Source organism: Pseudochelatococcus sp. G4_1912 (genome assembly GCF_047501465.1).
Classification (GTDB): Bacteria; Pseudomonadota; Alphaproteobacteria; order Rhizobiales; family Beijerinckiaceae; genus Pseudochelatococcus.
The window spans coordinates 183138-207119 of record NZ_JAZDRL010000002.1 but is presented as its reverse complement, the minus strand read 5'-3'; the positions used below and the strand labels follow the sequence as shown (position 1 = coordinate 207119).

Here is a 23982-nt window from a genome sequence, read left to right as displayed (position 1 = left end):
AAGCCATTTGCGATACGAAATCGGCAAGCTGTGGCATCAACGCCCGCTGGAGGCCTTGTTTGCCAGCAGCGTCATGTAGACGTCAAGTGTCTCGTTCACCATGTATTCTAGTGAAAAGTGTGTTTCGACATGGCGTCGTGCGCGCGTCATTAAAGCCTGTTGAGCAGATGCGCCGAGTGCAAACACATTAGCGATAGCTTCAGCAAGGGCGGGGGCGTCGCCAGGAGGCACGCGCCATCCCGTGCGCTCAGCCGCTGGCACCTCAGGAGGACCCAGGACGGTTTCTGGCACTGCGCCAAGTTCAGAGACAATCACGGGCGTTCCCATTGCTTGCGCTTCAACGGCAACACGTCCAAAGGCTTCCGGTTCGGTGGAGGGGACTACAACGATCGCCGCCGCCTGCAGAGCTGCAGGCATGTCCGTGCAATGCCCCACGTGGCGGACGATACCCTCAAGGCCATAGGTGGCAATATCCTTATCGAGCTGGCGTACATAGCCATCCCGCCCCTGCGGATCACCAGCAAGGATGAACACCACATCTGTAAGGTTTTGCTGTTGCAGCAGATGGGCCGCTTCGATCAATACGCGCTGTCCCTTCCAGGCCGTGAGGCGTGCGGCTAGTAAGACGATGCGCTGATGGGGGGCTACCTGCCATGCCTTGCGCAGGGCTTCAACCCGTTCAGGCGAGACCCTGTCCGGCTGATAACGCGAGAGATCTGTTCCGCGGTGGATAACTTTGAGCCTGCCCTGCGAAATCGGATGTGCGCGCTCGATAAGACCGGCAGTGTAACGAGAATTGGCGATAACGACATCACCACGCGCCATCACGGAATTATAAAGCACCTTGATAGCAGATTTGCCCGAATAGCTGCCGTGATAGGTGGTTACAAACGGTAATCCAAGCGCGCGTGCGGTCAGCAGCGCAACCCAGGCCGGCGCTCGCGAGCGGGCATGAATGAGCTCAACACCTTCATCGCGGCAAACGCGGATAAGTTTGCGGACGTTAAGCACCATTGATGCAGGGTTTTTAGTGCGGGCAGGAAAGGGGATCCAGATGCCGCCGTTGGCTTGTAATTCGCCGATCAGCCTGCCGCCTTCAGTTGCGACGAGCGCACGGGCGCCGGCTTCAGCGAGGCCAGCGGCGATATCAACTGTGGTGCGTTCCGCGCCGCCTGCTTCAAGTTCAGGGACGATTTGCAGTATGGTGCGGCCATACAGCGGACGGGACGCCTGGGGCGAGGCAAGGGAAGCGCCTGGTCGCATGGACGGGTCCACCGGGGGTTAGAAGAAAACTGATAATCTTGCACATTAGAGCATTATGCGTTCAAGATTGATCGAATAATGCTCCGTGTTCTTGAGCTTAAGCGATTTCTGTTCCATCAGATGATTCCATACGACGGACCAGCACTTTAGCCATGCTGGCAGTGGAGTGACCAAAAGTGAACCAACCAAATCCGCATTTCTTCATTAATTCAAGCATATCTGCTGAACGACGCATTGCTTTTTTGCCTCGGGAGGGGCAATCGCCAACAGTTGTGTGGCTTGGCGGGTTCAGATCGGATATGCGCGCTACTAAAGCAGAGGCTTTGGATCGGTGGGCGGAGAAAGCGGGGCATGCATTTTTACGATTCGATTACTCAGGGCATGGAGAGTCGGACGGACAGTTTGAGGATGGTACTATTTCCGATTGGCTGTCGGATGCGGTTGAAATCATCCTTGCGAAAGCCGGGCCGGCACCGGTGCTGGTCGGATCATCCATGGGAGGCTGGATTTCGTTGCTCGCAGCGCAGGTACTTGCAGAAACGCCAAGCGCACCTTCCGCTCTCGTGCTGATCGCGCCCGCTGTGGATTTTACCGATAAGTTGATGTGGGCCTCAATGAATGCGGAAAATCGCCGGGAAATTACGGAAAACGGTAAGTTGATGGTGCCTTCGGCATATGGTGAACCCTATGCGATTACGCGTGCATTGATTGAGGATGGCACGCGACATAATTTATTCGGTGCGCCGATTACACCCGGTTGTCCGGTTCATATTCTGCAAGGCATGCAGGACCCCGATGTGCCGTGGCAGCATGCGATGGAGTTGGTGGAACACCTGCCAGGGGATGCGACGACAGTCACGCTGATCAAGGATGGCGATCATCGGCTTTCGCGTTCGCAGGATATCGATCTCTTGATCGCAACAGTTGAACGTGCGGTAGCCAGATGAAAAACAAAGAGGCCGTCTCAGCAATCTGCTGCGACGGCCTCTAAAAATTTGTGATCGCGCGTTCGGTTTAATGCACGTTTACCGCTTCTAGATCATGCGCCCATGCGTTTGCAATGGCGGTATCGCGGGAATCGGTCACGACAATCGGCGTGCCATCTGCTGCTAAAAGCGCAAATAGCTTCATGCCGGGCTTGATAGCAGGTGCATCCGGGAAGAGGTTTGGTACATCTTCCGACCGGATTGAGCGTAGATAAGCCACCTTACCGCCGCCTGCCTGGCCAAAGGCCTGTTCATCGCTGGCATCGCCGACGAATTCAAAAGATCCATTAATCATCGCACCCTCCTTCAGAAGCAGTGGCGAACTGCGGCCGCGATTAGTCGCGCGCCAAAATATTGATCCGTCGGACGATGCGTTCAGCCTCAGGCCTAACAAGATCGATCGACAGAAGCCCATTAGCGAGGTCGGCTCCCAAAACCTCCATGCCTTCAGCCAGAAGAAACGACCGCTGAAACTGTCGCGCCGCTATACCGCGGTGCAGATAGTGACGGGTTTTATCCTCTGTTTGCCGGCCTCTTATAAGAAGCTGGTTCTCCTCCAGCGTAATTTCAAGTTGCTCACGCGTAAAACCTGCAACAGCAAGTGTAATGCGTAAGCGATCAGGCGTGTTGCCCTCACTGGCGACGCGCTCGATATTATAAGGTGGGTAACCGTCGCTCGCCGCTTTGGCAACCCGATCAAGTGCACGCTCGATTTCGTCGAATCCGAGCAAAAAAGGCGAAGACAATGATGGCATCCGAGACATATCCGAAGCCCTTTTGGCACTTCGTTATTGTTCATCCCCGCATAAACCCGCCTGCGCAGCATTGATGCGGAAACACCTTACATTCCGATATGGCGCTTCAAACTCTCCAGGTCAAGGGTAAGCTCAAGGTCAAGACGTGTGCCTTGTGCAGGGGGGTGGATTAAATGGCAGCAAGACGGTAGATAATAATATATAGCCACATTCTCGTTAATATCTGTCGCGCACAGCGGCAATGAGGGCGTGTGCTGTCTCAAGGATGTTTGTGAATGAGTTCTGAAGAAAAGATATTGCGAGCATCAATCGCAGCGACAGTCATTGTTGCGATAACGGGTATTGTTCTGGGTGCGCTTTCGGGCTCGTTCTCGATTATATTTGACGGTAGCTACGCTCTTGTTGATGCAGTGATGAGCGGTCTGGCTCTTTTTGTGGCTCGTCTTATCTCGCGTCATGCCTCTGGTCGATTGAATGCACGCCGGTTCACGATGGGCTTTTGGCATCTGGAGCCGATGGTACTGGCACTGAATGGCATTCTGCTGATGGCAGTCTCGATTTTTGCGCTCGTCAATGCTATTGGCCTCATTCTCAATGGCGGGCGTGCGCTTGAATTTGACTGGGCGATTGCCTATGCCGCGATGGCGACCATTGTCTGCTTTGCGATGGCATTTTTCGAATCCCGCATGAACGAAACCTTGCAATCCAGGTTTATCACGCTGGATGCTCGGGCATGGGTCATGTCAGGTGGCATCAATCTGGCATTGCTGATTGCATTCGTTGTTGGGTACATTCTGGATCATTCGGCCTATGATACGTTTACGCCTTATGTTGATCCCATCGTTCTGGCGATAATCTGTGTGGTGATCACGCCGCTACCCTACGCCACCGTGAAAAGCGCTGTTCAGGATATTATCCTCGCTGCACCATCTGAGCTTGTAGAGCATGTCGAGCAGGTGGCGCGTGATATCATTGCCAAGTATGGCTTCAAGGATTACGAGGCCTATGTAGCGCGCATCGGTCGCGCCCAGCAGATGGAGCTGCATTTCATTTTGCCTCCTGATTATCCGATAAAGGCAATTGGTGATTTCGATGCAATTCGCGAAGAAGTCGGCAATGCAATTGGCAGCGCAGGCCCGCATCGCTGGCTAACACTATCATTTACTGCCGACCCTAAATGGGCCAACTAACGGATGTGCTGATCACCACGTCAGTGTGGCCTGTAACTGCTGCCTTTCTGCGCGCTCTATACTCATGGGCAGAAGTCCATTGCGCTGCGGTTCTCTTTCTGCGCGGTTCTGTCAGCAGTTTATGACTGATGAAATTGTGCCCGCTTTCTTGGTTTTCTAATCCCGCTTAAATGTTGCGTTTGCGCTTGCTATAGGGGCGTGAAATACATAAACATATGTTTATATGAAAAGCGTCATTCTCAAGCGCGTTCCTGAGGGCGACTGGCAAGCCGAGTATGTTGATGTCCAAGGCTGATGCTCATTCTGGGGTGGAGCGTGAAGCGCCGATTGTGGCGGTTCCTCTGGCCTCAATGCTGACGGCGCTCAAGGCGGCGGGAGAAGAGACGCGTCTTCGCATCCTTGCGCTGCTGGCGGGCGGTGAACTGAATGTCTCTGATCTGACCGATATTCTTGTTCAGTCCCAGCCGCGTATTTCGCGCCATCTCAAGCTTTTGACAGAAGCAGGTTTGATCGAACGTCAGCGCGAGGGTGCGTGGGCGTTTTTCCGATTGGCTGAGCAGGGCGCTGATGCAGCTGCAGTGCGCGATCTTGTAGCGCGCCTTGATCCTGCGGATGGACAACTGCAGGCTGATCGCGAACGGCTGCGGGCTGTGCGTGAGGCGCGGGCGCATGCGGCGCAGGCGCATTTCTCGCGTCTCGCCGAGCATTGGGATGAGATGCGTTCGTTGCATGTGCCCGAAGAAGCGGTGGAGGCCTCCATTCGCGAGGTGCTGGGTGAGGGCACATTTAATGCCGTGCTCGATCTTGGCACGGGCACGGGGCGGATGTTGCAGCTTATTGCCCCGCATGCAGGGCGGGCGGTTGGCCTTGATGCAAGCCATGCAATGCTTGCAGTTGCACGTTCTAATCTGGAGCAAGCTGGCCTAAGCAATGTGCAGCTTCGTCAGGGTGATATTCATGCTCTGCCGGTAGAGCGCAATAGTTTCGATCTGGTGGTGATCCATCAGGTATTACATTTTCTGGATGATCCTGCCCGTGCAATTCGTGAGGCAACAGCTGCATTGGCGCCTGGTGGGCGGCTATTGATCGTTGACTTTGCAACGCATGAGCTTGAATTTCTACGTGAGAAACACGCCCATCGTCGGCTTGGCTTCTCAGTGGAGCAGATGACGGGGTGGCTTGAGGAAGCTGGGCTGGATGTGGTGGCGCACCGCGATCTTGCCTCGCCCGATGCTGCCGCTGATCAACTGACTGTATCGCTTTATCTTGCCCGTGACCGACGCATCATCACCGATGTGCCGGCAGGATCACCTTTTCGCGCCATTGCCTGACGGGAGTTATAGCAGTGACCACCTCTTCCCCCCGCTCAGATATTCGCCCAAGCCGTGATGGCGCTCATCCGGTGCGCGTGTCGATGGAATTTTTTCCACCCAAGACACCCGCGATGGAGGAGACGCTCTGGGCCTCGGTCAAACGGCTTGAGCCTTTGAGCCCGGCGTTCGTATCTGTGACCTATGGGGCAGGTGGTTCCACGCGTGAACGTACGCATGCCACGGTGAAGCGTATTGTTGAGGAAACAAAGCTGCTTCCAGCAGCCCATCTCACCTGCGTCTCTGCCACGCGTGATGAGGTTGACGAGGTTATTCGCTCTTATCAGCAAGCAGGCGTGCGACACATCGTGGCGTTGCGTGGTGATCCGGCTGAGGGGCTGGGTACGCGTTATCAGCCGCATCCGGATGGTTATGCTTCTACGCCTGATCTGATTGCGGGTATCAGGGCAATTGGTGATTTTGAGGTGAGCGTTTCCGCTTATCCCGAAAAGCACCCTGAAAGTGCTACGCTGGCTGTCGATATTGATGTTCTGCGCCAAAAAGTTGATGCAGGCGCCACGCGGGCGATCACACAGTTTTTCTTCGATAACGACACTTACTTTCGATATCTGGATAAAGTACGTGCGGCTGGCATCGATATTCCGATTGTGCCAGGTATCCTGCCTGTGCAAAATTTTCGACAAACAGCATCATTTGCTGAGCGGACAGGGGCGAGTGTTCCTGCATGGCTTGCGCAGCGTTTCGATGGTCTGGATGATGATGCTGAAACGCGCCGCCTTATTGCAGCTGCTGTTGCTGCGGAGCAAGTGTTCGATCTTGTGGACCGCGGCGTGACGGATATCCATTTCTACACCATGAACCGCGCTGATCTGGTTTATGCAATCTGCCATTTGCTGGGCTTGCGCCCAGGTGCGGAGCAAAAGCAGGCCGCGGCATAACAGGACGCATTGATTTTCGCGCCATGGTAGCCTGCAATGATGGTTTTCTGCTCACCCTGACGTAAATCTCAACACATCCTGGAGCGGCGTTCTAATGTCAGGTGTGATTTAACGTTTCGTCACATTGAGGGACCTCAAGGGCGAATAAAGGATATATCGAATGAATAAGTTTCAGGTTCCCACACGGCCTGTACCTGTTGATGGTGAGGAAGTGCGCAAGGCGTTGCATGCGGCAGCGCGTGAACGCATCCTTATTCTCGATGGCGCCATGGGCACGATGGTGCAGGGCCTGAAGCTCAATGAGGATGATTTCCGTGGCGAGCGTTTCCGCAATCACGGGCATGATCTGAAGGGCAATAACGATATCCTCGTACTAACCAGGCCCGATGCTATCCGCGATATTCACTTGCAGTATTTTCTGGCAGGTGCGGACATTGTCGAAACCAACACGTTTTCCGGCACCACGATTGCGCAGGCGGATTACGGGCTGGAATCTGCCGTTTATGACATTAATCATGAGGGTGCGCGACTTGCGCGCGAAGCGGCCATTCTTGCCGAGCAGCGCGATGGCCGTCGCCGCTTTGTAGCTGGAGCTATCGGGCCAACCAACCGCACATTGTCACTTTCCCCTGATGTCAACGATCCGGGGTATCGTGCGGTTACGTTTGATGAAGTGCGCGATGCTTATGCCGAGCAGACACGCGGACTGGTCGCAGGTGGCGCGGACATCATTCTGATTGAGACGATTTTTGATACGTTGAACGCAAAAGCTGCGGTGATTGCTGCACAGCAGGTGTTTGCTGAAACCGGCGTGACGCTGCCGATCATGATATCGGGGACGATTACCGATCTTTCAGGCCGCACGCTCTCAGGCCAGACGCCTACGGCATTCTGGTATTCGTTGCGCCATGCTGAGCCGTTTTCTATCGGTCTCAATTGCGCCTTGGGTGCACGCGAAATGCGGGCGCATATTCAGGAGTTGGGGCAGGTCGCAGACACGCTCGTATGCGCTTATCCTAACGCAGGGCTTCCCAACGAATTTGGACTCTATGATGAGAGTCCGGAAGCAATGGCGAAGCTCGTGGGTGAGTTCGCACAATCTGGATTGGTGAATATACTGGGCGGTTGCTGCGGCACCACGCCCGACCACATCCGGGCCATTGCGGAGGCTGTCAAGGACAAGGCCCCACGCGTGCCTGCAAAGCAGAAGCCGTTGATGCGCCTGTCTGGCCTGGAGCCATTCACGCTTACTGCCGACATCCCGTTTGTAAACGTGGGAGAGCGCACGAACGTTACCGGCTCGGCGAAGTTTCGCAAATTGGTAACGGCAGGTGATTATCCGGCGGCGCTGGATGTTGCGCGTGATCAGGTTGCCAGCGGCGCGCAGATCATCGATGTCAATATGGATGAGGGCCTGCTCGATAGTGAAAAGGCAATGACCACCTTTCTGAACCTGGTGGCGTCGGAACCCGACATTGCGCGTGTGCCGGTGATGGTCGATTCCTCCAAGTTTTCGGTTATTGAGGCCGGGCTGAAGTGCCTGCAGGGTAAGGGCATCGTCAACTCTATCTCGCTCAAGGAGGGTGAGGAGAAGTTTCTGCACGAGGCGCGTATCGTGCGTTCATACGGCGCTGCTGTCGTGGTGATGGCATTCGACGAAACCGGGCAGGCGGATACTGAAGCGCGCAAGGTCGAGATCTGCACGCGCGCTTACAAGATATTGACGGAACAGGTAGACTTTCCGCCAGAAGATATCATCTTCGATCCGAACGTCTTTGCCGTCGCGACCGGCATTGAAGAGCACGACAACTACGGTGTTGACTTTATTGAGGCGGCCCGCCGCATCCGCCAGACGCTGCCACACGCGCATATTTCTGGTGGCGTATCGAACCTGTCGTTCTCGTTCCGTGGCAATGAGCCGGTGCGTGAGGCAATGCATGCTGTGTTCCTCTACTATGCCATTCAGGCTGGCATGGACATGGGCATCGTTAACGCGGCGCAGCTTGCCGTTTATGATGAGATTGATCCTGTGCTGCGTGAGGCCTGCGAGGATGTCATCCTCAATCGCCGCAAGGATGGCATGGAGCGTTTGCTGGCACTTGCGGAAGATTTCAAGGGCGGTAAAGGTAAGCAGGCCCGTGAGGCAGACCTTACCTGGCGCACCTGGCAAGTCGGCAAGCGGCTTGAGCATGCGCTGGTCAATGGCATTACCGAGTACATTGATACTGACGTCGAAGAAGCCCGCCATACGGTTGCGCGCCCGCTTCATGTGATCGAAGGGCCGTTAATGGCCGGCATGAACGTCGTCGGTGACCTGTTTGGTGCGGGTAAGATGTTTCTGCCGCAGGTGGTGAAATCCGCCCGCGTGATGAAGCAGGCTGTCGCTTATCTCATGCCGTTTATGGAAAAGGAAAAGGCAGAGACCGGCCTTGATCAGATGTCATCTGCTGGCAAAATTTTGATGGCGACTGTCAAGGGCGATGTCCATGATATTGGCAAGAACATTGTTGGCGTTGTGCTGGCGTGTAACAATTATGAGATTATCGATCTTGGCGTGATGGTGCCTGCGCAAAAAATTCTCGATATGGCCCGTGCCGAGAAAGTTGATATTATTGGGCTGTCTGGCCTTATTACGCCCTCGCTTGATGAGATGGTGCATGTCGCTGCTGAAATGGAGCGTGAAGGCTTCGATATTCCGCTGCTGATCGGTGGCGCGACCACTAGTCGTGTGCATACGGCGGTGAAGATTCATCCGGGATATGCGCGCGGGCAGGCGATCCATGTAAATGACGCCAGCCGTGCCGTTGGTGTGGTCTCGGCATTGCTATCGAACGAGCAACGCGCGGATTATATTGCGGGCATCCGTGAAGAGTACGTGAAGGTTGCAGCCGCGCATGCGCGGGGCGAAGCAGAGAAGAAGCGTGTACCGATCGAAAAAGCGCGCGCTAACCCGGTTGCGATCGATTGGACTGATTATGCGCCACCAAAGCCAACGTTTTTGGGCACACGGACATTCAGCGCCTATGATGTAGCGGAACTCGCGCGCTATATTGATTGGACGCCATTCTTCCAATCATGGGAGCTGAAGGGGCGCTTCCCTCAAATCCTCGATGATGAAACTCAAGGCCCCGTGGCGCGCCAACTTTATGCGGAAGCGCAGGAGATGCTTCAGCGTATCATCGATGAGCGTTGGTTCACGCCCAAAGCTGTGATTGGCTTCTGGCCAGCCAATGCAGTGGGGGATGATATTGAGTTGTATAAAGGCGAAAGCCGACAAGATCACCTTGCGACATTTTACACGCTACGCCAACAACTGACGCGTCGCGACGGTAAGCCTAACGTGGCGTTGTCCGATTTTATCGCACCAAGAGAGAGCGGTAAGGCCGATTATATCGGTGGGTTTGTTGTGACCTCAGGCCTGGCTGAAGAGCGTATTGCCAAACGGTTCGAGATGGCCAACGATGATTATGCGTCCATCATGGTCAAAGCGCTCGCAGACCGGTTGGCCGAGGCCTTTGCAGAGCGGATGCATCAGCGTGTGCGCCGTGAGTTCTGGGGCTATGCGCCGGATGAGGCTGAGGACGATTATGAAGCGCTCTTGCGTGAGGATTATCCCGGCATCCGCCCCGCACCGGGCTATCCGGCGCAGCCAGATCATACTGAAAAAGCAACTCTGTTCGAATTGTTACAGGCTGAAAAAGCCGCAGGGGTAAAGCTGACTGAAAGCTATGCCATGTGGCCGGGGTCATCTGTTTCAGGCTTGTATCTATCGCATCCGGAAGCGTTTTACTTTGGTGTAGCCAAAGTGGAGCGGGATCAAGTGGAAGATTATGCCCGGCGTAAAGGCATGAGTGTTTCGGAGGTAGAACGGTGGCTTGGCCCCATTCTTAATTATGATCCGGCGGCTTATGCACGCAGTGCAGCAGAATAGCATGTCGCATTATTGACATAGTTTTTGCGTATTTAGTCTAGATGAGGCTCGGCAAGTCTCATCCATGATTTTATGACATAATGCGAGAATGGTTTTGACACCTGAAATTTTATTAAGCGCTTTCGGCGAGCGGATCGGTGTGCAAGGCATAGCATTGAACGCTGATAATGATGTCAGAGTTGCTTTTAATGAACGTGTTGTAGATATCCATTATGATCGAAATCGGGACATCATCCTGTTCGCTTCGACAATAGCCAATATCATTGCTGTTGAAAGCAGCTTTGTTTTTGCAAATATACTTGAGCTAAACTTGGCTCATGCTTTAACCGGCGCCGGGACAGTAGGGTTTGATAGACGCGAAAACAAATTACATTATGTAAGCTTTATCTCCATGAAAGGCATTGATGTTGATGTCTTTGCAGAATTCATTTTCTCAAGCATTGGGATGGTGGAAATCTGGAGCAAGGCAGTGAATTCGCGAGAGTTTTCTGAAAGGCCGATGTCTTTCAGCGATGCCGGGGCTTCCTTCAAGGCGTGATAGTGGAATTTTATAGCATTTGCGGGTTCGTGCGCCCCCTGACAATAAGATGTTGATGCGCGCTGTGTCTGATGTGATGTTAACTATAATGGAGGTGCACAGTTGTGCTTTTCTGTTATATGAAGTAGGTGCCATATGACTAGTAGGTACATTCTCATCGATTGGATAGTCTGGATAATTGATTGAAATGTACTTAATGGTTAATATTTAAGGGTTTGCGCAAGTTTTCTAGATATTCTTGCGTTATCGATAGATGTTTACTTATGTTGTGCTCGTTTCGGCGGGTGTATTGTGAAATAAAAATGGGTTCATGGGGTTGTGTATGTCTGATGTTCAATCTGCTTCAAGGGTAGGTAACGTCCCCCCTGCTTATCCATCAGACAATGATATTTCTGCTCAGAATGTGACTGCAGCAGGTGGTGCTTCTATATCCATTCCATCAGGTGATCAGCAGCAATCGTCCGTTTTCCGGCGTTATGTGGGTTATGTTGCTGCAGGATATAGGGGGGATGTCGCAAAAGGCGACCTATTGATCGGCGACGTTTCTTCGTCTCTTCCACGTAAAGTTTTGGGCAATGTTGGCAAGGCCGTTATCGTCGTTGGCGGCTCTGCTTTGAGGGTAACGGGGCTTCTCCCGCTCTTGTTATGGGCAAAAGAAATCAGCGATTCATTTCTCGGGTGGGTGCTCGAGGGTGGCTTGGGCAAGGCGGTTCAGGGAGCCCTGAGCAATAAAGCTGTTCATAATGCTGTAATGGATAATGTTGGTAAGCTCTTCGGTGGTTTGAAAAATGATGTCGGGGAAATCAGCCGTCCATATGCCATTGCTTACGGCACAGCATTTGTCGCTGGGGCAGTCGGAACGGTATATCAGGGCTATGGGGCTGGTGGGCCTGCTGATGCTGTGACAGGGGGGCTTCTTGTAGTTACCGCCGCGGCTGTAGCGCATCAAGGAGTCGTTGCAGCTCATAAAGCTATCCAGTCAGTTGACCTGACTAGCGAGGAAGTCCGCCCTAAAGTCATCGCGGGCGCGACGATCTTTGCGACAACTGTTGTGGGTGCGACTGCAGCTGTAGCTTATGATTATGCTGTAAACGCAGCTGAGACCATACCTTATGCTGCAGCAATAGGCGCGGCTTTTGGTGCAGTGGGTGCATTAGGGGTCTATTATGGGCCGGCGGTTTGCAAGTCATTATGGAGCCAGCCTGATAATGAAAATTCTAGCACAGATGTTTCTGCCAATACTGCGGATGCAACGAATATTCCTGTAAATGTTGGCGCCCCTGATGCTGTGAACGGTGCCGTTAATAATACAGCTACGGATCAGGAAGCTACCAGTATGTACTCTTACGTCGGCAGCCAGTTAGCTGGATTAAATGAATGGTACCTTTCCTTTAGAGCATAATAAGCAAGATTCTAGGCGGTCGTAATTTATATATTCAAGTAAGAGACGTTCGCGCTAATCTGCTTGTCTTATCACGCAGCATGCTTGACTGAAGATATAAGACTGCTATTTCTTTATGCTGATTTCAATTAATATACTTGGCTCATAACACTCTGTTGCGCGCAGTTATACTTCATGTATGCTGCGTGTTCTGTTTTATATGCTCTCGCTTTGCTGCTCAATTATTTCAGCAGGAAGCGACGCTTTTCCTCTCGTGCTGATCTGGAAAAAGGCTGGTCAATCCTTTATCAGATAGGGGGTATGTTATTAGCTGGTAAGGTGTGGTCTCATTGTCTTTGCTTTATCGCTGTAACTAATGGGTTGGAATGCTTGGCAAGAACTGGATGCAGGGGTGGGGCCTCTTGTGCATTGTCCTTGCGGGATGGTCTTGTATGAGCGATTTTTGGGATGAAATACCGCGCGGGCAAGACGTGCGTGGAAGTGAATATCGCAGGCGTTCTAAACCTATACGCCAGCCATGTCTGATTATTTTTTCGGGCGCGGGCATCAGCGCCGAGTCGGGCATTCCGACTTTTCGCGATAGCAATGGCTTATGGCATGGTCACGATCCTCTCGATGTCGCCAATTACGATACATGGCGTGATAATCATGCACTTGTGCATGCGTTTTATAATCATCGGCGAACAGAGCTTGGCGCAGCCGCGCCCAATGCGGCCCATACGGCAGTGGCAATGTGGGAGAAGGCTTTTCCAGGGCGCGTATTCAACATCACGCAAAATATCGATGACCTTTTCGAGCGTGCCGGAGTGGAAAGTACGCTTCATCTGCATGGCTTCCTGAGGAATATTCGTAATATCCGTACGGGTGAGCTGAGCGATCTTGGCTATTCGACATTTGATCCCGCAAGTGATCCTGAGCGGATCATTAAGCCGGATGTGGTGTTCTTTGGCGAGCAGGCTCCCCATTATCGTGTTCTTGGAGAGCTTGCAGCTAATCTGGATAGTCGCGATACTATTGTCAGTATCGGTTCTTCTGGCGCTGTTGTAAGCATCGATGGTCTTGTACAGGCTACAGGGGCGTTCGGCATTCTCAACGTGCTTGATAATGTTATCGGTGCTATTGATGAGGATGTATGGCACGAGCACTTCTTTGAGCCTGCAACCCAAGCCGTTAGCCGGATTGACGCTATTATTCGTGAGCGCATGCAGGATGGCCAGTGAGTATGCCGGAATTTGATAATATGACTCGCCTAACCAGCCGCGATGATCTTGCTGATACTTTCTTGCCAGCGAGCGAAGCGCTGTCGGTTGAGTGGTTGGTTAGTGATGCGCTCATTGGCTACGAAGAGGCCACGCGCTTTATGGAAGCGCGCGTTGCTGCCATAGCTGAAGGGGCTGCGCCAGAATGCATATGGCTGCTTGAGCATCCCCCTCTCTATACGGCTGGCACTTCTGCGCAACGCGAGGATTTGCTGGATACGCAGGGATTTCCCGTCTACGACACGGGACGGGGTGGGCAATTCACTTACCATGGGCCCGGACAACGTGTTGCTTATGTGATGCTTGATTTGCGCCGCCGCACTTTGACTAATCACTCTCCCGACTTGCGGCGCTTTGTGGCAGCGCTTGAAGAGTGGATTATCTCAACGTTAGATGCCTTCAATATCCGAGGAGAGCGGCGCGAAGATCGAGTTGGTGTGTGGGTGCGTCGTCCGGAAAAGGGCGAGGGGACAGAAGACAAGATTGCAGCCATCGGTATTCGGGTGCGCCGTTGGGTGACCTTTCATGGCATCAGTTTGAATGTAGAGCCTGATCTATCCCATTATCAGGGCATTGTGCCCTGCGGCATACATGGTCATGGGGTAACCAGTCTCGTGGATCTGGGCCTGCCCGTGACATTAAATGATGCCGATGTAGCGCTGCGTGCTGCCTTTGAAGAGGTCTTCGGACCAACAGAGTTAGGGAAAGCACCGTGAGTAGACTTCATCTGATCAAACTTTGTGTCGGTGTTGATTCTGTTGCGGAATTAAGTGATTGGGTTTCGCAACGGGGAGCTGATCACGGCCACACCACGCGAATGACGCCCAAGCGCGAGGACGAGCTGTTGGCGGGTGGATCGATCTATTGGGTGATCAAGGGACAGATTGCGTGTCGGCAAAAGCTCCTGGCATTGCGATCCGAACGCGGTGAAGATGGCATTTCGCGTTGTCGCCTTATGCTAGACAGAACAGTTGTGCCTGTGGTGCCACGTCCATTCAGGGCATTTCAAGGGTGGCGGTATCTGGCTGATCAGGATGCGCCACCAGATATTGCTGAGGGGGTGGATGCTGATAGCTCAATGCCCAAAGATATGCAGCGCGATCTGGCAGCTATGGGGCTGTTGTGAGATGCAGTAGTCATCTCGTAAAAGTGCATACCCCAGAAGAGACCTGCTATATAGAATGCATTGCTTTTAACTGATGGGGCTACAGATGGAGTACCTGCAGCCCAAATCTGGATTTTGACCGACGCAAGCTATGGCATTTAAAAGCCTGCATTCTTTGCATCGAAGCTTAAAGAAAGCGGGTTTTAATGGAGGTTGAGGTGAGACATCAGATTGTTGGCCTGATCACGGCGATCGCAATGGGAGGTCTGTTCGCTGTGCCTGCTGTTGCCGAAGCAAAACAGGGTAGCTGCGTTGCTGTCGACAATGGTTCATTACCTGCGCAGGATGCAGCCTCTTGCCGGGGCGGTCCGTTGGGACCTGGTGATCCGCGGTTGGGCAATGCAAAGATTCCGCAAACAGCGAATCGTGAAACACCGCCCAAGCATTCATTCGACATCGGTGGTACTTCTGTCACTGTCTCCGGCTCAATACGCGTGGATGGCGTATACGCTAAGTGAGTGACCTATGATTTTTTTTCTTGCTGGCGTCGTGGTTGTTGGACTGTTGTGGTATCTGGGCAAAAATTATGCCGAAGCAAACCCAAAGCATCTAGCAGCACTTTTGCGCAAAATTGGTGGCTGGGCTGTCATTGCGTTCGCAGCGCTGTTAGCATTGCGTGGACGCATTGATCTGGCCTTATTAGTTGGGGGGGCTGGATGGTGGCTGGTACAGGGGCAGCGCTTAGACGCGTATTTGAACAGCCGTTTTTCCATCGGGAGAAAAAACACTCATGGAGATGCGGACCCGGGGGCGGTCCAAAGTCCGGGGTTGGGCAGCATGTCCGAACAGGAAGCCCTTGAGATTCTCGGCCTTCAACAAGGTGCGACGGGGGCGCAAATTCGTGATGCTCACCGAGCTTTGATGAAGAAACTGCATCCCGACCAAGGGGGCACGAACTACCTTGCCACCCGGGTAAATCAGGCCAAAGATGTCTTGCTGAACGGACATCGCTAATGGCTCCACTCTCAACCAACGCAAACTAAACAAGAGCCTCAAACCGAAATACGCTTCGGATAAATGATGCCCAATCAAGAAGTCAGAACAATTCTGCGTTCACTTACCGCATTTTGCTCCAAAGTATTTTAAGCAGAGAAAATCATCTGCTTAATGAGAGCTTGCTCTAACTTCATGAATTTAAAGTTACTGTAAGTCTCGCTTGATTGAGAAATACACTGAAGGATTGACTGGTTTAAGCACCTGGAGGGAGTAAGAAATTAACCCCGAGTGGCAAAGCAGTCAAAGCCGTTACGTTTCAGCGTTTTACACGCTTCCTGCGCACCTTCCGGATCAAAACCCGAGAAGCGAGCGCGAAATAGGGTAACGTTTCCGCGCACAACTTTTTCAGTAAAAGGTGATGCATTGGCTAAAAGACCAAGCGATTTAATGCGCGCCTGCTGAAGAAGATGGTGTGCCTTGCCTTCATCTGCCGATGCGCCAAGCTGAATAATCCACCCCGCGCCTTGCATTGGTGCTGTGGATGCGATTGGAGCATTCGCAAGCTTGGCTAGCGCCTCTTTCTCTGCTGTCGGTAATGGGTTGTTTGCTGCCACCATATTCCCGGGGCGCGGTGTGGGCGCAGGTGCTTCAATATATGCGAGAGCGCCAGTTGCAGACGATGCCGCTAAACCTGAAGAGGGCGTTGTTGTTGCCCCCGAGGCGGAAGCAACAACCGGACGAATATTCGACAAATTGATCGGCTTGCCAACCGGCATTGGTGCTGTAGCAGAGAGCATCTGTGCAGATGTATCGACTTCTGCCACGCGAACTGGCGGAGCAATCTTGCGAGCGCTCGGGGCTTCTGCCACGAGTGGCGTGCGACGTTGTCCGGCGGATGCGTCAGGCAAGGTTCGATTAAGCAGGTTTTCCATGCGTTGGTCGCGCTGTGCGCCAGAGCGTCCACCTAGCACTGCTGCAACGACATGGCGATTGCTTGCACGCATCGATGTCAGCAAATTAAACCCGGATGCGCGCGTGTAACCGGTCTTGATTCCATCAACGCCTTCAACGCGGCCAAGCAGGCGATTGTGATTGCCGATAGGCTTGCCGGCATACGTGAAGCTGCGCGTGCTGAAATAAGCGTAGTAACGTGGAAAACGGTCCTGAATCGCGCGGCCCAGCGTTGTCAGGTCTCGCGCCGTCGTAATGTTAGGCGGATTGGCCGGCAGTCCGTGAGGATTGCGGAAAGTCGATTTGCCCATGCCAATTGCGCGTGCCTTGCTGGTCATCATACGCGCAAACTCGGCTTCAGTGCCGGCAATGTTTTCAGCGATAACAACAGCCACGTCATTGGCGGAGCGCGTCACGAGCGCTTTGATTGCATCGTCCACGCTGATGGTGGATCCCGCGCGTACACCTAATTTGGATGGCGGTTGAGACGCAGCGTATTTTGTAACACGCAAGCGGGTATCGAGCGTGAAATGACCACTCTCTATCTGTTCGAACAAGAGATAAAGCGTCATAACTTTGGTTATGGATGCTGGAATGCGAGGCGCATCAGCATTCTCAGCAAACAGGGTGCGGCCAGTTTTAACATCAACAACCATTGCTGCAGATGGTGGGGAATAAGCAGGCTCTGCGCTTTTACGCCGTGCCGCTTCAACAGGATTTGTCGCACAGGCCAATAAAGTGGCCGCTAGACCAATGGCGCCCGCAAACCCGAGGATGCGATGACGCGTTTCCATAACGCAACTCATGATCATAGCAACCGCCCCTTGTAACACACCCTGCAGTACTTATCGTTTCTGTGTCGTGCAATGACAGACCGATTGGGACCGTCGCATGACCAACACAGTCAATAATCCTATAGGGATGCGGTTACGGAGGGGTTAATTCCAGAATAGATACACCTGAAATTATTTTGCATTGCAACATGGCCCTTGACATAAATTGTGCGGTGCACATATGATAGTCACTAATCGAGGGTCGCCTTAAAGCTTGAAGGCGCATCTCGCTGAGGGATAAAGTGCCTGGTTGTTAGACGGCTTGTTCCTCCGGCACTCCGTTAACCATACACAAGCGCATGCATGCGCTCAAGGAGATAATTATGGCTGCACAGTACGAGAACGCTCAGAAGGTCGGCAAAGAGCAGATCGAGACCTCGCTCAAGGCTTTCGGTGCATTTTCCAAGGGCCTGCAGGGCATTGCTGCTGAGATCGCGGACTACACGAAGAAGTCTTTCGAAGAAAGCACGAGCACGTTCGAGAAGCTGGTTTCTGCCAAGTCGCTTGATAAGGCAATTGAGATCCAGACCGATTTTGCAAAAACAGCATACGAAGGTTTTGTTGCTGAAAGCACCAAGATCAGCGAGCTCTACACTGATCTCGCAAAGGAAAGCTTCAAGCCTTACGAGGGCATTTTTGCTCGCGCGCAGGCTTCTACAACAACGACTCGCTAAGCTTACTCGCAATTTGGGATACGTGGCTTTTAAAAGAGCGTATCTCAATTTAAAGTGATGTAGCAATTAAGTATGAAAAAGGCCCCGCTCAGTGGGCCTTTTTTATTTTGTCGTTGCGCATGTGCCTGAATGATTGGTGATGTGATGCCTAAAATCTGTGCATAGACTGCTGAATTATTGTTGGAAACATACCTGGCTCAATCCTCGCGACAGCTTCATAGTTGAATTATTGATCTAGGGTCTGGCTATCGTGGCAAACCACTATTAGATTGTGTGTGTGATAGGAATTAAGGGCGCTTAGTGGTGTCCATGCATATGCGGTTAGATTGTGGTGCAGGCAGGAATGACAGGAGCGACCGGAGTGCTCCACATGGTAAACCAGTCCAACGCTTTAAGCGGGCGAGATCCTTCGCCCCGTTTAGCCATAGCTTGGCGCGCGGAATTGATGGTGTTGGGGGAGGCTGTAACGAGGCATATGCTGACGGCGGATTGCATTGAAGACGACAGCATGGCTGACAAACGTTCACGCTCGGTGTCGGTCCCGGAGGGGCCAGGCACTGTTGTAATGACAAGAACGAGCTCGCGCACAAAGCGGCCAAGTATGTACCGGGTTCTGTTACTGAATGATGATTATACGCCTATGGAGTTCGTCATTCAGATTTTGGAGCGCTTTTTTAATAAGAATAAGGAAGATGCCACCCGTATCATGATGCATGTCCACCAGACGGGCGTCGGCGAATGCGGGGTCTTTACCTACGAAGTCGCAGAAACCAAGGTGACGCAGGTTATGGACTTTTCGCGAAAACACCAGCATCCTCTCCAGTGCGTCATGGAGAAGAAGTAGGGCCCCCAAGCCGGAGAAAGGATTTTCCCTTGCCGACATTCTCCCGCAGTCTCGAACAAGCCCTCCACCGCGCTTTGGCATTCGCCAACGAGCGCCGGCACGAGTATGCAACGCTCGAACACCTGCTGCTTGCGCTGGTCGATGATCAGGATGCTGTAGCAGTTATGCGTGCTTGCAACGTGGATATAGAGGCATTGCGCCGCAATCTGATTGATTATGTCGATGGTGAATTGGCTAATCTCATTACGACAGGGCGTGAAGATTCAAAGCCAACCGCAGGCTTTCAGCGTGTTATTCAACGTGCCGTCATTCACGTTCAATCATCCGGGCGGGAGGAAGTAACGGGCGCGAATGTGCTTGTGGCTATCTTTGCTGAGCGCGAAAGCCATGCCGCTTATTTCCTGCAAGAGCAGGATATGACACGCTATGACGCCGTCAACTATATCAGTCATGGCATTGCAAAACGCCCGAATGTAGCTGAGCCGCGTCCGCCCCGTGGTGCTGAAGAAGACAGCGAGCCGCGGGCACAGGGAAGCGATGACGCTGAAGTGCGCAGCAAGAAAAAGGGTGATGCGCTCGATGCTTATTGTGTAAACCTCAATAAAAAAGCTAAAGAAGGCCGCATCGATCCATTGATCGGTCGTGGGCAGGAAATCCAGCGTACTATCCAGGTGCTTTGCCGCCGCCAGAAAAACAATCCGCTTCTTGTGGGTGATCCCGGTGTTGGCAAGACAGCGATTGCCGAAGGTCTGGCGCTTAAAATCACCAGAGGCGAAGTGCCTGATGTGTTGAAGGATGCAACGGTATTTTCTCTTGATATGGGCACGCTGCTTGCTGGCACCCGTTATCGCGGTGATTTTGAAGAGCGTCTCAAGCAGGTCATGAAAGAAATCGAGGCACATCCTAACGCGATTGTGTTTATCGATGAAATTCATACTGTTATCGGTGCGGGCGCAACCTCTGGTGGCGCCATGGATGCCTCGAACTTGCTTAAGCCTGCATTGGCTTCGGGATCGCTGCGTTGCATCGGCTCAACAACATATAAGGAGTATCGTCAGTATTTTGAGAAGGATCGCGCTTTGGTGCGTCGCTTCCAGAAAATTGACGTGAATGAGCCCAGTATTCCCGACGCAATTGAAATCGTGAAGGGACTTAAGCCTTACTTCGAAGACTTCCATAAGCTGCGCTATACCAATGACGCCATCAAGGCAGCGGTGGAGCTGTCTGCACGCTACATTCATGATCGGAAGTTACCGGACAAAGCAATTGACGTGATTGATGAAACGGGTGCCTCGCAGATGCTGCTGCCGGCAAGTCGGCGCAAAAAAACCATTGGTACACGTGAAATCGAGGCAACTATTGCTACGATGGCGCGCATTCCGCCTAAAACCGTCTCTAAAGATGATGCTGAAGTTCTGGCGCATCTTAAGGAGACGCTTGAGCGGGTGGTTTATGGGCAAAATGATGCCATCGAAGCATTATCTGCTGCGATCAAGCTTGCCCGTGCGGGGCTTCGCGATGGTGAAAAGCCTATTGGCAGCTATTTATTTGCGGGCCCCACGGGTGTTGGTAAAACTGAAGTTGCTCGCCAGCTTGCTCATGCTCTGGGTGTTGAAATTTTGCGCTTCGATATGTCGGAATATATGGAGCGGCACACCATCTCCCGGCTGATTGGTGCGCCTCCCGGTTATGTTGGCTTTGACCAGGGTGGCTTGCTGACCGATGGTGTTGATCAGCATCCCCATTGCGTGCTTTTGCTCGACGAAATTGAGAAGGCCCATCCCGATCTTTACAACATTCTTTTGCAGGTCATGGACCATGGTAAATTAACGGATCACAATGGGAAGCAGGTCGATTTCCGTAATGTTATCTTGATCATGACAACGAATGCGGGTGCTTCTGATCTTGCCAAGCAGGCGTTCGGTTTCACCCGTACGCGCCGTGTCGGTGATGATCAGGAAGCGATCTCGAAGCTGTTCACGCCCGAATTCCGCAATCGCCTTGATGCTATTATCTCATTCGGCCGTCTGCCGCAGGAGGTGATTGCGAAGGTGGTCGACAAGTTCGTCATTCAACTTGAGGCACAGCTCGCTGATCGTAACGTGACTATTGAACTGACGGATGAGGCGCGCGATTGGTTGGTCGAGAATGGTTATGATGAGGCCATGGGCGCGCGCCCACTAGGGCGTCTCATCCAGACCACGATCAAAACTCCATTAGCTGATGCAGTGCTCTTCGGCATGCTAAAAAATGGTGGAGCGGTTCGGGTTGTAGTGGTAACAGACGAGATGGGCGTAAAGTCGCTGGCTCTTGATTACCCTCAAGAACGTGTGCCCCCTCAACCTGAAAAGGATGTCTCAGGGGCAGCGCGCAAGCGGCGGACATCCCGCGGCGGTGGAGGTGATGAGTCAGGAGCTGGTGGCGGCTCTGAGGGGCCTTCCAGCGGAGGTGATGATACAGTCACTGAACGGCGTGACCGTTCGGTTTCGGTAAAGGAAGCTACGCCAGATGGAGCAAAGGCTGAGGCCACGAAGCCCCGTCGCGCAAGGAAAGCAGCAGTTGAAGCTGGTCTCGCGGAGGCGAGCCAGACGGAAGCTGAGGATTTAATTACGGGAAAGAAAAAGGGCGCATCGAAGGTGGCATTACCTGTCAAGACCGTGCCTAAGGTTCCCCTGACACGGAGTTAGTACTGGAATGTCCACTCGGTTTGAGCGCCGGCGTGAGCGGGCACGGCGGCGACGGCACTTTGAGGAAATTACGGCCTGGATTGTGCTGCCGCTTATTGTTGTTGTGACATGGCTCATCGGCAGCGAAGTATATACGGTTCTGCAAGAGCCTATTGCGACTCTTATTCAAAGTATCGATCGCGAGAGTTGAGAGTTGATGGCTTAAAAACCGGCAAGAAGTTCGTTTTTGGACTTCTTGCCGGTTTTTTATTACTGTTTTTGAATTGTGTAATTGCAGCTTAACCAGAGTGTGGGCGACGTAAGTATCGTCATTTGTTTTCTATCAACCGCTTCTCTTATATCTTGTTTTGTGAGTGTTATTTTTGGGCATAAATGCCAAAAAAAATTGACTAAATCGAAATTATATTTCTAAATTAGACATCTAGGCAAAGCGCGTCTTTAATAATGCAAGAGACTCGTAGAGGTTTTTGATCTAGTTTGAATGATGATTTTCCAATTAAGTAAATAAGCTTTTTGAGTAAACAATAAATAAGATAAAGATAAGCTATGATTATGAAATTACTTTCAGCTTTAGTTTGTCTTTTATATCCATGGTGCATCGTAGGTATAATATGTGGTCTATCAATGTAATCAATTGATTATGTTTGGGGGGTGCATGTCTATTTCAGATAACTGCAGTAATTCACCATGCTGTTCTTATCCAGGGCAAGATGAGGATATCATATCAATTATTCCTCTTGATATTTATAAAGATAACCGAGGGCGTTCTACTTCCCTTTGCATGGATAAAAACGATCAACAATATGTGTATGTAAGTTCTCCCCAGCTGGTAGGGCATATTGTTGCTTATGGTCGCACTGCAGGCCTCTCATCTGAGCAGGTGTGCACTGTTATGGAGCATTATGACGCGGATGTTTATATCTCTGATGGGCTTTATCATTCAGAACGTGCAGATATTCGCAAACGTATGACTCAGCACTACCGCTCTGCTGAAGTGTATTTTCTGGCAGCGCTTCAATCACAGCGTGCGCTGACTGAGCATGAATGTGCAACCCAGAAATCAGATACCGTCGAGGATAAGAGTGTCTGTCATATTATTGCAAATGTTACGGTTCAGTGCATGCTTAACCATATGACTTTGCAATTTATTATGGGCTCAAATGCTGCCAGCAATGCCATGACTGCTTTACATGGTGCGCAAGCCAGGTTTGCTATTTCAGAGCAGAGGCTGTTGGCTACTTGCCATACATTGAATGATAAACAGGCGACAACTGCTGATTTGCAGGGAGGAAGTGGACGTGCTCAAGCGGGCGTTTCCCCGGAATTAGAGGCAAGATGGGGTAGTTATGATGAAAAGTACGCGCAGTTGCATAAGGCTGCAGCGCCGGTAATGGCTGGATTAGCACAGCAGGCAGCAGCTATTGCGCGCATGCGTGGCATTGGCCGTGCCATTATCGAAGAAGAGCCGGTAACTGCTGGTTATGGAGAAAAATGCAATTTTTCTTCCTCTGAATCGGAAAAAGCTAAAAAGATTCATAAGCGCAACCTTATGGCTCGTGATGTTAATCTGGCATTTGGTAATACGCCCAACATGGCATCAATTCTGCGCCAGAAAGCTCATAAAGATGCGAACCATAGAGGTGAAGGGGATATCGAAGCTGGAGGTAATTGGAAAACTCAAAAGCGAAAGCGCGCCAACAGTGCGCCATGCGGGGGGCAAAAGGGTATTCCAAATGATCTCAGTCTTGCTAAACAGACGCGGTTAAAAGCTTATATCAATTTTATGCGCAATACAGCCGATTCCGTTGGCAATTTGCGCTTGGGTAGTTCTGTTGGGAATGGCTTGGTTGGGGCGGGTTTTGATATGCCATTAACCCATGATCTCAAGCCTACCAAGCAAGGTGAGCATCTGCTAAAGGCGCTCCAAGCTTATGGGTTATCAGAGCTAACGATAGCAGAAAAGAAAACCGATGGCGGCTCTCCTTATACAACCGGGATATTCTCAACTGATAAGGACGGTAAACGATTAGCAAGTAGTCGCCAAATCGAGAGTGTGCCAGAAATTTTTCTGGATGGCTTTAAACTCGCAAGATAATTCAATAGCTTACTCTTTTGAAACTGATCCATTTTGTAAAAGAAAAGAGCGTCAACCGAATGATATCGGGTGACGCTCTTTGTATATTGCTAACTCTCGCCGAAGAAAACCGAAGCAATTTCTACTCGCATGAAAGCGGATTACATCATTGGCTTCGCGCAGTTTGCGTTCAATTCAAACATTAGATTGAACGCAAACTGCAAT

The 23982-nt window shown here is 51.9% G+C and carries 20 protein-coding genes and 1 pseudogene; 17 read left to right on the top strand and 4 right to left on the bottom strand.

Annotated elements, in window-relative coordinates:
* Positions 1-36: 36 nt before the first annotated feature.
* A complete protein-coding gene (locus tag VRZ32_RS08135; RefSeq protein ID WP_414525249.1) occupies positions 37-1263 on the bottom strand; it encodes a glycosyltransferase family 4 protein in 1227 nt (408 codons plus the stop codon).
* 176 nt (positions 1264-1439) lie between these two features.
* Between VRZ32_RS08135 and VRZ32_RS08130 the strand changes: the two genes are divergently transcribed.
* Positions 1440-2210 carry an alpha/beta hydrolase gene (locus VRZ32_RS08130; RefSeq protein ID WP_414525248.1) on the top strand — a complete coding sequence of 257 codons (771 nt, stop codon included), beginning with the start codon at positions 1440-1442 and terminating at the stop codon, positions 2208-2210.
* A 67-nt stretch (positions 2211-2277) separates the two neighbouring features.
* Here the strand turns inward: VRZ32_RS08130 and VRZ32_RS08125 are convergent, their stop codons facing one another.
* A complete protein-coding gene (locus VRZ32_RS08125) occupies positions 2278-2544 on the bottom strand; it encodes a DUF1150 family protein (RefSeq protein ID WP_414525247.1) in 267 nt (88 codons plus the stop codon).
* A 40-nt stretch (positions 2545-2584) separates the two neighbouring features.
* A complete protein-coding gene (locus VRZ32_RS08120) occupies positions 2585-3013 on the bottom strand; it encodes an Hsp20 family protein (protein ID WP_414525246.1) in 429 nt (142 codons plus the stop codon).
* A gap of 266 nt (positions 3014-3279) precedes the next feature.
* On the opposite strand from VRZ32_RS08120, the gene VRZ32_RS08115 reads away from it, so the two are divergent.
* The 11 genes from VRZ32_RS08115 to VRZ32_RS08065 all read left to right on the top strand — a co-directional run bounded on the left by VRZ32_RS08115 (position 3280) and on the right by VRZ32_RS08065 (position 15712).
* On the top strand, positions 3280-4194 hold the full coding sequence (locus tag VRZ32_RS08115; RefSeq protein ID WP_414525245.1) for a cation diffusion facilitator family transporter: 915 nt from the start codon (positions 3280-3282) through the stop codon (positions 4192-4194).
* 281 nt (positions 4195-4475) lie between these two features.
* Positions 4476-5525 (top strand): ArsR/SmtB family transcription factor, encoded by a 1050-nt coding sequence (locus tag VRZ32_RS08110; protein ID WP_414525244.1) that lies wholly within the window; start codon positions 4476-4478, stop codon positions 5523-5525.
* Entirely contained in the window at positions 5522-6463 is a 942-nt protein-coding gene (metF, locus tag VRZ32_RS08105) for a methylenetetrahydrofolate reductase [NAD(P)H] (protein WP_414526169.1), read from the top strand. Before VRZ32_RS08110 ends, metF begins: the two co-directional genes overlap by 4 nt.
* A gap of 160 nt (positions 6464-6623) precedes the next feature.
* Positions 6624-10394 (top strand): methionine synthase, encoded by a 3771-nt coding sequence (metH, locus tag VRZ32_RS08100; protein ID WP_414525243.1) that lies wholly within the window; start codon positions 6624-6626, stop codon positions 10392-10394.
* A 94-nt stretch (positions 10395-10488) separates the two neighbouring features.
* Complete coding sequence (locus VRZ32_RS08095) at positions 10489-10932, top strand: type III secretion system chaperone (RefSeq protein ID WP_414525242.1); 444 nt, start codon at positions 10489-10491, stop codon at positions 10930-10932.
* Between the two features lie 322 nt (positions 10933-11254).
* Positions 11255-12334, top strand: coding sequence for a hypothetical protein (locus VRZ32_RS08090; RefSeq protein ID WP_414525241.1), 1080 nt, complete (start codon positions 11255-11257; stop codon positions 12332-12334).
* A gap of 431 nt (positions 12335-12765) precedes the next feature.
* Positions 12766-13554 carry an SIR2 family NAD-dependent protein deacylase gene (locus tag VRZ32_RS08085; RefSeq protein ID WP_414525240.1) on the top strand — a complete coding sequence of 263 codons (789 nt, stop codon included), beginning with the start codon at positions 12766-12768 and terminating at the stop codon, positions 13552-13554.
* Positions 13555-13574: 20 nt separating this feature from the next.
* On the top strand, positions 13575-14309 hold the full coding sequence (lipB, locus tag VRZ32_RS08080; RefSeq protein ID WP_414525239.1) for a lipoyl(octanoyl) transferase LipB: 735 nt from the start codon (positions 13575-13577) through the stop codon (positions 14307-14309).
* Positions 14306-14719, top strand: coding sequence for a DUF1489 family protein (locus tag VRZ32_RS08075; RefSeq protein WP_414525238.1), 414 nt, complete (start codon positions 14306-14308; stop codon positions 14717-14719). Before lipB ends, VRZ32_RS08075 begins: the two co-directional genes overlap by 4 nt.
* A gap of 197 nt (positions 14720-14916) precedes the next feature.
* The gene (locus VRZ32_RS08070) at positions 14917-15216 is read left to right on the top strand and encodes a hypothetical protein (RefSeq protein WP_414525237.1); all 300 of its coding nucleotides are present in this window, start codon (positions 14917-14919) and stop codon (positions 15214-15216) included.
* A 7-nt stretch (positions 15217-15223) separates the two neighbouring features.
* Positions 15224-15712 (top strand): DnaJ domain-containing protein, encoded by a 489-nt coding sequence (locus VRZ32_RS08065; RefSeq protein ID WP_414525236.1) that lies wholly within the window; start codon positions 15224-15226, stop codon positions 15710-15712.
* Between the two features lie 260 nt (positions 15713-15972).
* Here VRZ32_RS08065 and VRZ32_RS08060 read toward each other — a convergent pair whose 3' ends face one another.
* Positions 15973-17439 (bottom strand): serine hydrolase, encoded by a 1467-nt coding sequence (locus VRZ32_RS08060; RefSeq protein WP_414525235.1) that lies wholly within the window; start codon positions 17437-17439, stop codon positions 15973-15975.
* 362 nt (positions 17440-17801) lie between these two features.
* Between VRZ32_RS08060 and VRZ32_RS08055 the strand changes: the two genes are divergently transcribed.
* The 5 genes and pseudogenes from VRZ32_RS08055 to VRZ32_RS08035 all read left to right on the top strand — a co-directional run bounded on the left by VRZ32_RS08055 (position 17802) and on the right by VRZ32_RS08035 (position 23778).
* A complete protein-coding gene (locus VRZ32_RS08055) occupies positions 17802-18152 on the top strand; it encodes a phasin family protein (protein ID WP_414525234.1) in 351 nt (116 codons plus the stop codon).
* A gap of 508 nt (positions 18153-18660) precedes the next feature.
* A complete protein-coding gene (clpS, locus tag VRZ32_RS08050) occupies positions 18661-18996 on the top strand; it encodes an ATP-dependent Clp protease adapter ClpS (protein WP_414526168.1) in 336 nt (111 codons plus the stop codon).
* 29 nt (positions 18997-19025) lie between these two features.
* Positions 19026-21285: pseudogene (clpA, locus tag VRZ32_RS08045) on the top strand (ATP-dependent Clp protease ATP-binding subunit ClpA); the annotation flags it as partial.
* A gap of 405 nt (positions 21286-21690) precedes the next feature.
* Positions 21691-21873 carry a hypothetical protein gene (locus VRZ32_RS08040; RefSeq protein ID WP_414525233.1) on the top strand — a complete coding sequence of 61 codons (183 nt, stop codon included), beginning with the start codon at positions 21691-21693 and terminating at the stop codon, positions 21871-21873.
* Between the two features lie 465 nt (positions 21874-22338).
* The gene (locus VRZ32_RS08035; RefSeq protein ID WP_414525232.1) at positions 22339-23778 is read left to right on the top strand and encodes a hypothetical protein; all 1440 of its coding nucleotides are present in this window, start codon (positions 22339-22341) and stop codon (positions 23776-23778) included.
* The last annotated feature ends 204 nt before the right edge of the window (positions 23779-23982 follow it).

Bases quoted from the DNA above. Each gene is read 5' to 3' on its own strand.
- VRZ32_RS08055 (WP_414525234.1), top strand. From the start codon at position 17,802: ATGGCTGCACAGTACGAGAACGCTCAGAAGGTCGGCAAAGAGCAGATC.
- VRZ32_RS08125 (WP_414525247.1), bottom strand. From the start codon at position 2,544: ATGATTAATGGATCTTTTGAATTCGTCGGCGATGCCAGCGATGAACAG.
- VRZ32_RS08060 (WP_414525235.1), bottom strand. From the start codon at position 17,439: ATGGAAACGCGTCATCGCATCCTCGGGTTTGCGGGCGCCATTGGTCTA.
- VRZ32_RS08040 (WP_414525233.1), top strand. From the start codon at position 21,691: ATGTCCACTCGGTTTGAGCGCCGGCGTGAGCGGGCACGGCGGCGACGG.
- VRZ32_RS08035 (WP_414525232.1), top strand. From the start codon at position 22,339: ATGTCTATTTCAGATAACTGCAGTAATTCACCATGCTGTTCTTATCCA.
- VRZ32_RS08085 (WP_414525240.1), top strand. From the start codon at position 12,766: ATGAGCGATTTTTGGGATGAAATACCGCGCGGGCAAGACGTGCGTGGA.
- VRZ32_RS08090 (WP_414525241.1), top strand. From the start codon at position 11,255: ATGTCTGATGTTCAATCTGCTTCAAGGGTAGGTAACGTCCCCCCTGCT.
- VRZ32_RS08115 (WP_414525245.1), top strand. From the start codon at position 3,280: ATGAGTTCTGAAGAAAAGATATTGCGAGCATCAATCGCAGCGACAGTC.
- lipB (WP_414525239.1), top strand. From the start codon at position 13,575: ATGACTCGCCTAACCAGCCGCGATGATCTTGCTGATACTTTCTTGCCA.
- VRZ32_RS08135 (WP_414525249.1), bottom strand. From the start codon at position 1,263: ATGCGACCAGGCGCTTCCCTTGCCTCGCCCCAGGCGTCCCGTCCGCTG.
- metH (WP_414525243.1), top strand. From the start codon at position 6,624: ATGAATAAGTTTCAGGTTCCCACACGGCCTGTACCTGTTGATGGTGAG.
- VRZ32_RS08065 (WP_414525236.1), top strand. From the start codon at position 15,224: ATGATTTTTTTTCTTGCTGGCGTCGTGGTTGTTGGACTGTTGTGGTAT.
- clpS (WP_414526168.1), top strand. From the start codon at position 18,661: ATGGCTGACAAACGTTCACGCTCGGTGTCGGTCCCGGAGGGGCCAGGC.
- VRZ32_RS08110 (WP_414525244.1), top strand. From the start codon at position 4,476: ATGTCCAAGGCTGATGCTCATTCTGGGGTGGAGCGTGAAGCGCCGATT.
- VRZ32_RS08120 (WP_414525246.1), bottom strand. From the start codon at position 3,013: ATGTCTCGGATGCCATCATTGTCTTCGCCTTTTTTGCTCGGATTCGAC.